Origin of the sequence: Streptomyces ovatisporus (genome assembly GCF_042653885.1) — a bacterium.
In the GTDB taxonomy this organism is placed as follows: Bacteria; Actinomycetota; Actinomycetes; order Streptomycetales; family Streptomycetaceae; genus Streptomyces; species Streptomyces ovatisporus.
Window position 1 is genome coordinate 224,265 of sequence record NZ_JBHSFH010000004.1, and the last position, 13,327, is coordinate 237,591.

The following is a 13,327-nucleotide window of genomic DNA, read 5'->3' on the forward strand; positions in this document are numbered from 1 at the left end:
GTATTCGCTTAGAGGGTATTACGCCGAGGAGGGGCCGTGGCGACACACCTGGACACGACCGCCGGTCACGCGGACTGGCAGGTATGGCAGGACAGTTGGGACCGTCAGCAGGAGTGGTACCTCCCCGACCGCGAGGAGCGCTTCCGCGTCATGCTCGACATGGTCGAGGCGCTGGCGGGGCGCGAACCCAGAGTGCTCGACCTCGCCTGCGGCACGGGCAGTATCTCGGACAGGCTGCTGCGCAGGTTCCCGGCGTCCCGCAGCACGGGCGTCGACCTCGACCCCGCGCTGCTCACCGTCGCCCGCGGGCACTTCGCCCACGAGGGCCGCGTCGAGTTCGTCACGGCCGACCTCACCGACGCCGGATGGGTGGGGAAGCTGCCGCACGGTACGTACGACGCGGTGCTGACCGCCACGGCGCTGCACTGGCTCCGGACGCCTCAACTGAGCGCCCTGTACGGGCAGATCGCGGGAGTGCTGCGCACAGGTGGAGTCTTCATGAACGCCGACCACATGCCGGACCCCTCGACGCCCCGCATCAACGCGGCGGCACACGCCTTCGCCGAGCGCCGCCGCGAACAGGAGAAAGCCGCGGGGGCGCGCGACTGGGCCGACTGGTGGGGGGCGATGGCCGAGGAGCCGGCGCTCGCCGAGGTGGTCGAGGAGCGCTACCGCATCTTCGGCGACCCCACGAACGGCGACCACGCCGACGGTGAGGTCCAGTCGGCCGCGTGGCACGTGGAAGCGCTGCGTTCGGCGGGCTTCGCGGAGGCGCGGCAGGTCTGGTGCTCGCCCGAGGACGCGATGGTGCTGGGCCTCAGGTGACCGCCCGCCCCGCGCGGCGCGACGACAGGGGTCTCCGCCGCGGCGGGGGACGCGCACAAGTGAGGGCGGTACGGGCCCGATCGGCCCGTACCGCCCTCGACTCGCCTTCCCGGCCGTGCCGTTCACGTCAGCGGCGCGCGATGCCCTCCGCCCGCGCCGCCGCCGCGACGGCGGCCGTCACCGCTGGTGCGACGCGCTCGTCGAACGGGGAGGGGATGACGCAGTCCGCGCTCAACTCGTCGGAGACGACAGCCGCGAGGGCCTCCGCCGCGGCGAGCTTCATGCCCTCGGTGATGTCGGTCGCCCGCACCTGAAGGGCGCCGGCGAACACGCCGGGGAAGGCCAGCACGTTGTTGATCTGGTTCGGGTAGTCGCTGCGGCCGGTCGCCACGACTGCGGCGTACTTGCGGGCCACGTCCGGGTGGATCTCCGGGTTCGGGTTGGCCATGGCGAAGACGAAGGAGTCCTCGGCGAGGGTCGCCACCGCGGACTCCGGCACCGTACCGCCGCTGACGCCGATGAAGACGTCCGCGCCGTCCATCGCCGACTCCAGGGAGCCGGTGCGTCCCGCCTTGTTGGTGTAGCCGGCCAAGTCCCGCTTCACGTCGGTCAGATCGCCTCGGTCGGCGGAGACGATGCCCTTGCGGTCGCAGACGACGACGTCGCCGATCCCCGCCTCGACGAGGATCTTGGCGATGGCGACACCGGCCGCGCCCGCGCCGGAGATGACCGTGCGCAGGTCGCCGAGCGACCGTCCCTTCAGGCGTGCCGCGTTGCGCAGCGCGGCCAGGGTGACGATCGCCGTGCCGTGCTGGTCGTCGTGGAAGACCGGGACGTCCAGCCGTTCCTTGAGCTTGGCCTCGATCTCGAAACAGCGGGGTGCTGCGATGTCCTCCAGGTTGACGCCGCCGAAGGAGGGTGCGAGCCGGACGACGGTCTCCACGATCTCGTCGGCGTCGCGGCAGTCGAGTGCCACGGGGAAGGCGTCCACGCCGCCGAACTGCTTGAAGAGGATGGACTTGCCCTCCATCACCGGGAGGGACGCCTCGGCGCCGATGTCGCCCAGTCCGAGCACCGCGCTGCCGTCCGTGACGACGGCGACGACCTGCGACTTCCAGGTGTAGTCGTCCACCAGCTCCGGCTGGCGTGCGATGGCGCTGCAGATCTTGGCGACGCCCGGCGTGTAGGCGAGGGACAACTCCTCTGCGTCGCGCACCGGAACGGTCGCCTGCACGGCCATCTTGCCGCCGCGGTGCAGGGCGAAGGCCGGGTCGAACCCGTCCTCGTCCAGGCCGTCCTTCGAATTGACGATCTCCGCTGCCACTTTGTCGAACCCCTTTGTCGAATCTTCTGTGAGGGTGGCCGCTCCCTGGTTGAGGAACGGGCGGGAAACCACGTCCGCTGCCCGGCCGGCGGTTGGCCGCCGCCCAGGTGGTGGTCCCGGGCCGGCTGGGCCCGGGTGCGTCCCCGCGGGCTGTCGGGGCCCGGAGGGGAGAGACGAACGCCGGGCGCGCCGCACACGCGCCCCGGTCCCCGGGTGAGGGGTGTAATCGACCTTTCTACCGGACAAGGCCCTTCCGTTACGACCCGCTTCCCGTACGGCAGTAACCAGCAATCGGACATTAACTGACAGAACAGTCGGAAGGTGGCCGGACGCCCAGAAGTGCTGCACCGCGACAGCCCGTACGTGAACGGACCGCGACTCCGCAGCGGTGTGACGAAGGTCTCCTGCCGACTGAATGCGACACCTTGTACGCGACGCGTGAGCGACCTGTATTCGGATTGCGGGCTCCGTTATCCGATTTTGACTCGCCAGCCGTCGGTTACCGCCTGAACGGATGGCAGGATTTCCCCATCCCAGCCGCCCACCCATGCGGTCGTGACACCCGAAGGTGTGTGCCCGACCGGCCACCGCTCACCAGCAGGAGGACCCCGCCATGACCGCACGCACCCCCCGACGCCCGGTCACCGCCCCGGCACGGCGTGTACGGACTGCTGTGCCCGTCGCCCTCGCGGTGACCGGTGCTCTCCTGCTGACCGGGTGCGGTGACCAGACGGACGGAGCGTCGGACAGCTCGAAGGTCGAGGGCAGCAAGGCGCCCCTCTTCGACAAGCTGCCCAAGAAGGTCCAGGACAAGGGCGTTATCAAGGTCGGCACGGACGCCGCCTACAAGCCCATGGAATACAAGATCGGCCAGGAGATAGTCGGCCTCGACCCCGACCTCGCCGACGCCATGAGCAAAGAGCTCGGTGTGCGCTTCGAGTTCACCAACGGCACCTTCGACGGCCTGATCACCTCGCTCCAGACCGGCCGCTTCGACATGATCATGTCCTCGATGACGGACACGAAGGACCGGCAGGAGGGCCTGGACGACCAGGGCAAGAAGGTCGGCAAGGGCGTCGACTTCGTCGACTACCTCACGGCCGGCTCCTCGATCCTCGTCCAGAAGGGCAACCCCGAGAAGATCGAGTCCGTCGAGGAGCTGTGCGGCAAGAAGGTCGCCACGCAGCGCGGCACGACGTCGCACGAGATCCTCAAGGAGCAGACGGACAAGTGCAAGAAGGAGCGGAAGCGGCCGATCACCGTCGAACCGTTCGACAACGACGACGAGGCCCGGGTGCGGCTGAAGGCGGGCGGAGTCGTCGCGGACATCTCCGACTTCCCGGTCGCCGCCAACGCGGCCAAGGAGGGTGACGAGTTCGAGGTCGTCGGTGAGCAGATGGAGTCGGCTCCCTACGGCATGGCCGTCTCCAAGGGCAACGACAAGCTGAGCGGCGCGCTCAAGGCCGCCCTCAGCGCGATCATCGAGAACGGCGCGTACGAGAAGGCGCTCAAGAAGTGGGGCGTCGAGGACGGCGGTGTCTCCGAAGCGAAGATCAACAGCGGTTCCTGAGCCGGCGAAGGCCGCCGAACCGACGTTGTACGGACGCTGAAAGGCATCACCCATGACCGCACCACTCGACAAGGCGCACGGCGACGCGCCTCCACAGGGCCGTACGCCCCCTGAGGCGATCAAGGCGATACCCGTGCGCCACTACGGGCGCTACGTCTCCGCCGCCGTCGTCCTCGTTCTGCTGGGTCTCATCGTCAAGGCGTTCGCGGACGCGGACCTGACGTGGGGCTCCGTCGGCGAGTTCTTCTTCAACGACCAGATCATGGAGGGCGTCAAGAACACCCTCGTGGTCAGCGTGCTGTCGATGCTGATGGGCCTGGTGCTCGGTGTCGTACTCGCGGTCATGAGGATGTCGAAGAACCCGGTGACGTCCTCGGTGGCCTGGGGCTACATCTGGTTCTTCCGGGGCACGCCCGTCTACGTGCAGCTGCTGCTCTGGTTCAACCTGGCGCTCATCTTCCCCGTGCTCAATCTCGGTCCGATCTACAAGGACGAGATGACGGACGTCATGACGCCCTTCATGGCGGCCCTGCTGGGGCTCGGCCTCAACGAGGCCGCGTACATGGCGGAGATCTGCCGCGCGGGCATCCAGTCCGTCGACGAAGGGCAGACCGAGGCGTCACAGGCGCTGGGCATGACCAACGGGCAGAACATGCGCCGCATCGTGCTGCCGCAGGCGATGCGGGTCATCGTGCCGCCCACCGGCAACGAGTTCATCAACCTGCTGAAGACGTCCGCGCTCTGCGCCGTGGTGCAGTACGAGGAGGTGCTGCGCAAGTCGCAGAACATCGGCAACAACTCGGGCGCGGTGGTGGAGATGCTGTTCGTGGCGACTCTCTGGTTCCTCGTCATCACCACGGTCTTCAGCATCGGGCAGTTCTACCTGGAGCGTCACTACGCCCGCGGCTCGTCCCGTCAGCTGCCGGCGACACCGTGGCAGCGGGCGCGGCAGCTGGTCTTCACCTTCAGCCGCGGTACGGGATCGGGCTCCGGCTCGGGAGCGGGAGGCGCCGCATGAGCACGAACGGCAACGCGAAGTCGACCGCGATGGTGAAGGCCGAGGCGGTCCACAAGTCCTTCGGCCCGGTCGAGGTGCTCAAGGGCATCGACCTGGAGGTGGCGCCGCGCGAGGTCTTCTGCATCGTCGGGCCCTCGGGCTCGGGGAAGTCGACCTTCCTGCGGTGCATCAACCACCTGGAGAAGATCAACGCGGGCCGGCTCTACGTGGACGGCACCCTCGTCGGGTACCGCGAGCACGGCAACAAGCTCTACGAGCTGCGGGACCGTGAAGTCGCCTCGCAGCGGCGCGACATCGGCATGGTCTTCCAGCGCTTCAACCTCTTCCCGCACATGACAGCGGTGGAGAACGTCATGGAGGCGCCGGTACTGGTCAAGGGCGAGAGCAAGGCGAAGGCGCGGGAACGCGCCCGCGCCCTGCTCGACCGCGTCGGGCTCGCCGACAAGACCGACAGCTACCCCTCGCAGCTCTCGGGCGGCCAGCAGCAGCGCGTCGCCATCGCCCGTGCGCTGGCGATGGAGCCGAAGCTGATGCTCTTCGACGAGCCCACCTCCGCGCTCGACCCGGAGCTCGTCGGCGAGGTGCTCGACGTGATGCGGGACCTCGCCGAGGACGGCATGACGATGATCGTCGTCACCCACGAGATGGGCTTCGCACGCGAGGTCGGCGACTCGCTCGTCTTCATGGACGACGGAGTGGTCGTCGAGTACGGCAACCCCCGGGACGTACTGACGAATCCGCAGCACGAGCGGACGAAGTCCTTCCTGTCCAAGGTGCTCTAGGAGAGCGGGCGCGGGCGCGGCGTTCACGGCACGGCAACCGGTCTTCCGGGCGGTGCCCGAGCCGCGTGCCGCGCCCGCGCTCGTGAGATCTGTCGCTATGGCGGGGCGGGGCCTGGCTGGCCGTCGCCTTCCGGGAGTAGCGTCTGGATCATGTTTGCTGCTTACGCCGCGCGTATCGACAAGGATCAGCCGCTCGACGGCCTGGAGTTGGGCGACCGGCCCGAGCCGGACGTCCCGGCCGGCTGGACGACGGTCGACGTCAAGGCGGCCTCGCTCAACCACCACGACCTGTGGTCGCTGCGGGGGGTCGGCCTCAGCGAGGACCTGCTGCCCATGACCCTTGGCTGCGACGCCGCCGGTGTCGACGCCGACGGCAACGAGGTCGTGCTGCACTCCGTCATCGGCGCCACCGGCCACGGTGTCGGTCCGGCCGAGCGCAGGACCCTCCTCACCGAGAAGTACCAGGGCACCTTCGCCGAGCGGGTCGCCGTCCCCCGGTGGAACGTGCTGCCCAAGCCGGCCGAGCTCTCCTTCGAGGAGGCCGCCTGCCTGCCGACCGCCTGGCTGACCGCGTACCGCATGCTCTTCACGAACGCGGGCGTACGCCCCGGCGACAGCGTCCTGGTGCAGGGAGCCGGCGGCGGCGTCGCCACCGCCGCGATCGTGCTCGGGGCGGCGGCCGGACTCCGGATGTTCGCCACCAGCCGCCACGAGGACAAGCGCAAGCGCGCCGTCGAACTGGGCGCGGAGGCGGCCGTGGAGAGCGGCGCACGGCTGCCCCAGCGCGTCGACGCCGTGCTGGAGACCGTGGGTGCGGCGACCTGGTCGCACTCGCTGAAGTCGCTGAAGCCGGGCGGCACAGTCGTGATCTCCGGTGCGACCAGCGGCCCCAACCCGCCCGCCGCCGAACTCAACCGGGTCTTCTTCCTCGAACTGAAGATCGTCGGCTCCACGATGGGCAGCAAGGAGGAGCTGGCTTCGCTGCTGAGCTTCTGCGCGGCCAAGGGCGTACGTCCGGTCATCGACTCGACGCTGCCGCTGGACCGGGCGCGGGAGGGCTTCGCCAAGATGGCGGAGGGCGACCTGTTCGGCAAGGTCGTGCTCACGGTCTGACCCGGGGCGCGCGCCGGTCGCCCCGTCCTCGTCCGAGATGCAGGAACGTCCCCGGCGGCACGGTGAGATGACGATGCGCCGCGGCAGCCGTGGTAGCCGTCTGCTGATCGGCAGCGAGGCAGAAGAGGGGGCGGAGATGCCAGGGGTCACCCCGGCGTCCCTGCCCCCCGGTGTTCACTCCTTCAGGTGGCCGTAGCCGTCCGGGTCCTTCAGCAGGACCACCAGCCGGGCCGCCGTCGCCGACAAGTGGCGGCGCGCCTCGCGCAGTTGGTCCTCGGTCACGCCGTGGTCGCGGGCGGCGTCGCGTACGTCGTCGCGGAAGTGGTCGAGGAGCCTTTCGAGGTCGCGGCCCGGGTCGACGCTCGAAGTCCCCTTCTCCTCGGCCCAGTCGGGAAGCGGCGGTTCCTCGTCCGCCGTGCTGCTTCCGCCGGCGTCCGGCTCACCCCCCGCGTACGGAAACCAGGGAGTCGTGTAGGCCGAGAGGCGACCCAAGTTGCCCATCTCGCGGGCCAGTTGGGACATCCCGTCGCGGACGGCGCCCGGCCAGTCGCCGGACCTGGCCCGTGACTGGACCTGGTCCTGGACCTCCCTGGCGATGCGCTGAACCTCCTCGACCGCCGCGGCGCGCGCCTCGGCCTCCTTCACTCTGCGGTTGGCCTGCTGCGTCTCCCGCTTCGCGCGGCGGGCCTGTTCCTTCCATTCCTCCTTGGCCCGCTTCATCTCCTCCTTGGCCCTCTGCCACGCCTCCCGGTCGACCCACCCGTTCTCGGTGCGGGAGCCGTTCCCCGCGCCTGTTCCCGTACGGGCGCGCTCGGCCTGGGCGGCCATCTCGCGCCGCAGGTCGCGTGCGGAGCCGCTGACGTCCTCGCGGATCTCGGCGGCCAGGGCCGTCAGCGATTCGCTGATCTCGACTTCGAGCTCGGCCAGCTCGCCCTGTCGCTGCGCGAGTTCCTCACGTCCGGCGTCGGTGATCGAGTAGACCTTGCGGCCCCCGGCCTCCGTGGTGTGGCTCACCAGACCCTCGTCCCGCAGCTTCGCCAGGCGCGGGTAGACGGTGCCCGCGGAGGGCGCGTAGAGGCCCTGGAAGCGCTCCTCCAGCAGCCGGATCACTTCGTAACCGTGCCGTGGTGCCTCGTCGAGCAGCTTGAGCAGATAGAGGCGCAGACGGCCGTGGGCGAAGACGGGAGGCATGTCAGACGTCCTTGCTGAAGTGGGGGGTGTCGTCGTCATGCGGGGTGTGGCGGCGCAGCAGGGCGATGGAGCCGGAGACGCTGTCGGCCTTGAGCCTGCCGGCTCCGGAGCCGAGGGTGCCCGTCGCCTTCTGTGCTCCCCACATCCCTTCGACCTTCAACTCCTCGAAGGCGCTGGAGACTCCGCCGCTCGCGCTGCCCGCCTCGACGACGGCGTGCACGGGGGAGGGGAGCCGGACGGCGACCGATCCGGACACGGTGGCGAGGCCGACGTCCATGCCGGTGCCGGTGCCCTCGACGTCCTCGCCTCTGCCGGTGCCGGCCGGGTCGAGGTCGAGGATCATGTCGCCGCTGACCGAGTCCGCCCTGACCGCGCTTCCGTGACCGTCGATGAGGGTCAGATCGCCGGAGACCGAGTTGAAGTCGAGCTTGCCGGTCAGCCCCTGCGCCTCGATGTCGCCGGAGACCGTGTCCGCCCGTACCGGACCGGTCAGGCCCACGAGGGTGGTGTCGCCGCTGACTCCGCGGATGTCCGTACGTCCGGTGATGCCGGAGACGAACGCACTGGCCCCGACGACGCCGACCGAGAGCCGTACCTGCGCGGGCACGGACACCGACACCACGGCGCGCCTGTTCCAGCCTTTGCGGTCGAGCCACTTGAGGAAGCCCTTCCAGGGCACGTCCTCATAGGCGATGACCAGGGACGGGCCTTCACGCGTCACCACCAGGGGAGGGCCCTGGACCTCGCCGACCTCGACCCGGGCCCCCGGCCCGGCGGTGCCGACGACGTTGACCGTGCCGTTGACCACACGCACTTGGAGGTTCTCGACGGGGTCGTCGAAGTCGAGGGTCTGGGCCTCGGAGATCTGCCACGAGCTTTCTGCGGGCACGGCGGCCTCCTGGATTGACGTGCGACGACATATCGCGTCCGCTGGTAACACGATATGTCGTGTCTACCGGCGAGGCAAGCGCCGGAACCCCGCGAACCGGTCGACCGCCGCAATGGCAGGCCGCCGCACCGGTGGACCGCCGCACCGTGGACCGGCCGGCCCTCAGGGCGTCCGGTCGGTACGTGCTGCCAGGGCGATGAGCGCTGCCGTGGAGTCGAGCGAGGCGGCGTCGCCGGGGAGCCGTGTGATCGCGATGCGGATGTGGGGCGGGTGGTGGGAGGTGGAGAAGTGGCTGCCGGGCGAGGCGGTGGTGCCGCGTGCCGCGAGTGTGACCAGGGCGGAGGTCTCGTCGGCCACCGGGATCCACAGGGAGAGGCCGTCCCGGTTGCGCGTCACGATGCCGTGCTCCGCGAGCCGTTCCGCGAGTCCCTCGCGGCGCAGCCGGTAGTGGCGGACCGCGTTCTCCACGTGCGCGGCGGTGGCGGTGTCGGTCAGCAGGTGGGCGAGGGCGTCCTGGAGGATGCGGCTGGTCCAGCCCGTGCCGTACGTACGCAGGACACGGGCCCGCTCCACGATGCTCCGCGGTCCGCCCAGCACTGCCAGGCGCAGGTCGGGGCCGTACGCCTTGGAGTAGGAGCGCACGACGACGGTGCGGTCGGGGAGGTGGGAGCCGATGCTGTGCGCCGGAGCGGCGGCGAGCGGGCCGAGGCCGTCGTCCTCCACGACGGCCACGTTAGCCGCGGTCTCCAGGACGGCGGCCAGCTCCGCCGCGCGCCGCGCGCCGAGCGACCAGCCGCACGGCGTCTGCCCGCGCGGCTGGAGAAGGAACATCGCGGGGCGTGCGTTCAGTGCCTCGGTGAGGGACCCGGGCAGGGGGCCTTCGTCGTCGCAGGCCACCGGGACGGTACGGACCTCCAGTGCGTCGAGGATGTCCAGCAGCCGCACCGCGGTGGGCTCTTCGACGGCCACGCGGTCACCGGGGACGAGCAGCGCCTGGCACAGCAGGTGCACTCCCTCGAATCCGCCGCCGACGGCAAGCCACGCCTCCGGCGTGAACGGCCAGGTGCCGTCGACGGCTTCGAGCAGGGCGGGTGTGACCGCCGTACGTGAATAGTCGTTGAGGCGGGGCGTTCGGACCCCCGCGAGCAGCGCCGCTTCCAGCGGCGGCAGCAGTGCCGGGTCGGGGGCGGCGATGGCGAGGTCCTGAGTGAGGCGGTCACCCAGGTCTCCGAGTCGTTCGAAGCGGACGGGGTGTGCGATGGCCGGCGGCCCGCTGACCATGCTGCCGCGTCGCCCGAGTGTGGTGATCATGCGGTGCTTCCGCAGCACCCCCCACGCCTCGGCGACGGTTCCGGGGCTGACGCCGAGACGGGCGGCCAGGGCGCGGACTGTCGGCAGCGAGGCGCCCGGGGCGAGTTCGCCGCTGCGTATGAGGTCGGTCATGGCCGCGGCGATGCCGCGGGCGCTGGTCTCGGGCAGCTTGCCGGCGAGTTCGGCGGCCGAAGGTCCCGTCTGTTCCGGGCGGACTGCGGGGCTCTGAACCATGACGCAACTCCTGGTCTCGGTACGCGGCGCTCGCAGCGTAGTCGCCGGATCACCCTGGGAGAAAGCTGTGTTCGGAAACAAAAAGACTCTTGTGCGACGCGTCGGCTGAACAATAGCCTCCGTCACGTCCGGACCTGTACGCCCCAACGCGGCAAGCAGGACGAAAAGGTCACCAGTCCGAGCCGGGCCCGCGAACGTTCGGGCCGGCCCGGAAGCAAGGAGCACCGACGTGTCGCGAACCGCCCTCCGCCTCGCACTGCGCGACTGGGACCACCTCGTCCCGCTGGCGGCCGGCCGGGTCGGCACACCGGACTTCGACCTCCGGATCGACTCGCGGGACACGACGCCCGACGTGCTGGCGGAGCCCGGACTCGACGGCGGCGAGACGTCGTTCAGCCGCTATGTCCAGGCACGCGCCGCGGGCGACGACCGGCTCGTGGGTCTGCCCGCCTTCGTCATGCGCGGCTTCCGGCACCGCTGCGTACTCGTGCGCTCCGACAGCCCGCGCACCGCGCTCGCCGAACTCGCGGGAGCACGGGTGGGGCTGACCGGCTGGCCCGACTCGGGCAACACCTGGACACGGTCGCTGCTCCGGGCCGAAGGCGTCGAACTCGCCGGTGTGGATTGGCGGGTGGGCCCGCTGGTCCCGGGGGAGAGCGGCAAGGAGCGGCTGGGTCCGCGCAGGCCGCCGCCGAACGTCTCCGTCCTGCACGAGGGCGAGTCGCTCGTGGACGAGCTGGCGGCCGGTCGGCTGGACGCGGTACTCACCCCGTTCATGCCGCCGGAACTCTTCACCCGTGACAGCCGGTTCCGGCACCTGCTCGCGGACCACGCCGCCGCGGAGCGTGCCTACTGGGAACAGCACGGCTTCGTCCCCGGCATCCATCTCGTGACCCTGCGGCGGGAAACGGTGGACGCCGCCCCCGAGCTGCCGGGTGTGCTGCTCGCCGCGCTCGAGAAATCCAAACGGCACTGGGTGGCGCGGCGCCGCCTCCTCGCCGACACCACGCCGTGGCTGCTGCGCGAACTCACCGAGTCCGCCCAGCTGTTCGGCGACGACTGGATGCCCTACGGCACCGAGCGCAACGCCGGGATGATCCGCACCTTCTGCACGGAACTCCATCAGCAGGGCATCTGGCCCGATCCGATCGACCCGGGCGTGCTCTTCCCGGACCCCGCCCTCGCCGCTCCCGCCGTCCAGCCCGAAGCCCTGACAGCCCGATAGGGCACCGAAGTTCGGAGAAGTACGCCATGCGCACCGCCGTCGGACAGTTCACCGCCAGCCCCGACTGGAAGGAGAACCTCCTCGCCTGCCAGGACCTCACGGCCCAGGCGGAGCGCGGTGGTGCGGATCTGCTCGTGCTGCCCGAGGGCGTACTCGCGCGTTTCACCGAGGACCGGCACCGCATCCGGGAAGTCGCCCAGCCGCTCGACGGACCCTTCGTCTCGGCTCTGTGCGAGGCGACGGCGGGCGGACACACCACGGTGGTGGCCGGGATCCACGAACCCTCGGGCGACGGACGCGTGTTCAACACGCTGGTGGCGCTCAGGGACGGCCGGCTCGTCGCCCGCTACCGCAAGATCCACCTCTACGACGCCTTCGGCGACCAGGAGTCGGCCCATGTGAGGCCGGCCGACGAGCCCCCCGTGGTCGTCGATGTCGCCGGCACCCAGGTCGGCCTGATGACCTGCTACGACGTCCGCTTCCCCGAGCTGGCCCGGCTGCTGGTCGACGCCGGTGCCGAGGTCCTGGCCCTGCCCGCGGCCTGGGTACGCGGACCCGCGAAGGAACGCCACTGGGAAGTCATGCTCGCCGCGCGGGCGCTGGAGAACACCTGCTGGGTCGCCGCCAGCGGCGAGTGCGGGCCCCGCAACATCGGCAACAGCATGATCGTCGATCCGCTGGGCACCGTACGGGCCCGGCTCTCCCACAGCCCCGGCCTGGCCTGGGCGGAGACCGATCCCGAGACCACCCTCGCCGCCCGACGCACGCTCCCCGTGCTCGCCAACCGCCGCTTCGCCGTCAGCCCCCGACTCCTCGCCCCGGGAGAACTGCCATGAACACCGCTTCCGCTCACCGTCCCCTCACCCGTGCGCTGCTCGCCGGCGCCACCGCCCTCGCCTGCCTCACCCTCGGAGCCTGCGGCAGCAACCCGCCGCAGGCCGACGGCGGCAAGAAGGACTCGTCGGCGAAGGAGAGCAAGCTGCCCGAGCTCCGGAAGGATCCCGAGCTGCACAAGATGCTGCCCGAGAAGATCCGCGACGCGGGGAAGATGACGTCCGTCAACAACGGCTCCTTCCCGCCTTACGAGATCGCCGGCTCCGACGGGCGCAGCCTGACCGGCGCCTCCGCCGACATGGCCACCGCACTCGGTCAGCTCCTCGGCGTCAAGATCGACCACGTGACGGCCGACGGGCTGCCCAGCTCCCTCACCGGCATCAAGGCGGGACGGTACGACCTCGCGCTCGGCCCCGTCGGCGATTTCAAGGACCGCCAGAAGTCCAACGACTTCGTCGACTGGGTACGCGAGTACGTGGTCTTCGCCGTGAAGAAGGGCAACCCGGAGAAGATCGAGTCGCTGGGCGACACATGCGGGCTGCGCATCGCCGTCATGGCCGGCGGCTCGGCCGAGGGCGTCATCAAGGAACAGGCCCGCCGGTGCAAGAAGGACGGCGAGAAGGCCGTACGCGTCCAGTCCTACAAGGACCAGCCGGGCTCCGTGCTCGCCGTGCGCTCGGGACGCGCCGACGCGTTCTTCTCCTCCCAGGCACCGCTGACCTATTTCGTCAAGGAGGCCAAGGGCACACTCGAACTGGCGGGCACCGGCGAGTCCAACGGCTTCGACGACCTGTACCAGGGCGCCGTCGTCCCCAAGGACTCGCCGCTGCGGGACGTGCTCGTCAAGGCCCTGAAGAAGCTGATCGACAACGGCACGTACGGCGCCGTGATGAAGAAGTGGGGCACCAGCGACAACGCCCTGAAGGAGCCGGGGGTCAACCTCGGCGGCGAAGCCTGACCGACGCCCGGGGCGGAGCGTCCCCGGCGGCTTTCCAGCAGTGTCTCCGGCAG

General features: G+C 70.3%; 12 protein-coding genes. 8 read left to right on the forward strand and 4 right to left on the reverse strand.

Annotated elements, in window-relative coordinates:
* Positions 1-36: 36 nt before the first annotated feature.
* Positions 37-825 carry a class I SAM-dependent methyltransferase gene (locus ACFPA8_RS05880; RefSeq protein WP_386443326.1) on the forward strand — a complete coding sequence of 263 codons (789 nt, stop codon included), beginning with the start codon at positions 37-39 and terminating at the stop codon, positions 823-825.
* A gap of 127 nt (positions 826-952) precedes the next feature.
* Here the strand turns inward: ACFPA8_RS05880 and ACFPA8_RS05885 are convergent, their stop codons facing one another.
* On the reverse strand, positions 953-2,149 hold the full coding sequence (locus tag ACFPA8_RS05885) for an NAD(P)-dependent malic enzyme (protein WP_386443328.1): 1,197 nt from the start codon (positions 2,147-2,149) through the stop codon (positions 953-955).
* A 613-nt stretch (positions 2,150-2,762) separates the two neighbouring features.
* Here ACFPA8_RS05885 and ACFPA8_RS05890 point away from each other — a divergent pair.
* The 4 genes from ACFPA8_RS05890 to ACFPA8_RS05905 all read left to right on the forward strand — a co-directional run bounded on the left by ACFPA8_RS05890 (position 2,763) and on the right by ACFPA8_RS05905 (position 6,632).
* Positions 2,763-3,719 (forward strand): ABC transporter substrate-binding protein, encoded by a 957-nt coding sequence (locus ACFPA8_RS05890; RefSeq protein ID WP_386443331.1) that lies wholly within the window; start codon positions 2,763-2,765, stop codon positions 3,717-3,719.
* A 52-nt stretch (positions 3,720-3,771) separates the two neighbouring features.
* The gene (locus tag ACFPA8_RS05895) at positions 3,772-4,737 is read left to right on the forward strand and encodes an amino acid ABC transporter permease (RefSeq protein ID WP_386443334.1); all 966 of its coding nucleotides are present in this window, start codon (positions 3,772-3,774) and stop codon (positions 4,735-4,737) included.
* Between the two features lie 29 nt (positions 4,738-4,766).
* Positions 4,767-5,519 carry an amino acid ABC transporter ATP-binding protein gene (locus ACFPA8_RS05900; protein WP_386444637.1) on the forward strand — a complete coding sequence of 251 codons (753 nt, stop codon included), beginning with the start codon at positions 4,767-4,769 and terminating at the stop codon, positions 5,517-5,519.
* 150 nt (positions 5,520-5,669) lie between these two features.
* Entirely contained in the window at positions 5,670-6,632 is a 963-nt protein-coding gene (locus ACFPA8_RS05905) for a zinc-binding dehydrogenase (RefSeq protein ID WP_386443337.1), read from the forward strand.
* 174 nt (positions 6,633-6,806) lie between these two features.
* Here ACFPA8_RS05905 and ACFPA8_RS05910 read toward each other — a convergent pair whose 3' ends face one another.
* The 3 genes from ACFPA8_RS05910 to ACFPA8_RS05920 form a co-directional block, all read right to left on the reverse strand.
* On the reverse strand, positions 6,807-7,823 hold the full coding sequence (locus ACFPA8_RS05910) for a helix-turn-helix transcriptional regulator (protein WP_386443340.1): 1,017 nt from the start codon (positions 7,821-7,823) through the stop codon (positions 6,807-6,809).
* A gap of 1 nt (position 7,824) precedes the next feature.
* Positions 7,825-8,712: a DUF4097 family beta strand repeat-containing protein gene (locus ACFPA8_RS05915; protein WP_386443343.1), complete on the reverse strand. Its 888-nt coding sequence runs from the start codon at positions 8,710-8,712 to the stop codon at positions 7,825-7,827.
* Between the two features lie 162 nt (positions 8,713-8,874).
* Positions 8,875-10,257, reverse strand: coding sequence for an aminotransferase class I/II-fold pyridoxal phosphate-dependent enzyme (locus ACFPA8_RS05920; RefSeq protein WP_386443345.1), 1,383 nt, complete (start codon positions 10,255-10,257; stop codon positions 8,875-8,877).
* Positions 10,258-10,486: 229 nt separating this feature from the next.
* Between ACFPA8_RS05920 and ACFPA8_RS05925 the strand changes: the two genes are divergently transcribed.
* The 3 genes from ACFPA8_RS05925 to ACFPA8_RS05935 are packed head-to-tail and all read left to right on the forward strand — an operon-like array spanning position 10,487 to position 13,274.
* A complete protein-coding gene (locus ACFPA8_RS05925; protein ID WP_386443348.1) occupies positions 10,487-11,482 on the forward strand; it encodes a type 2 periplasmic-binding domain-containing protein in 996 nt (331 codons plus the stop codon).
* Positions 11,483-11,508: 26 nt separating this feature from the next.
* Positions 11,509-12,318 carry a deaminated glutathione amidase gene (locus ACFPA8_RS05930; protein WP_386443351.1) on the forward strand — a complete coding sequence of 270 codons (810 nt, stop codon included), beginning with the start codon at positions 11,509-11,511 and terminating at the stop codon, positions 12,316-12,318.
* Positions 12,315-13,274, forward strand: coding sequence for an ABC transporter substrate-binding protein (locus tag ACFPA8_RS05935; RefSeq protein WP_386443353.1), 960 nt, complete (start codon positions 12,315-12,317; stop codon positions 13,272-13,274). Before ACFPA8_RS05930 ends, ACFPA8_RS05935 begins: the two co-directional genes overlap by 4 nt.
* Positions 13,275-13,327: the final 53 nt, after the last annotated feature.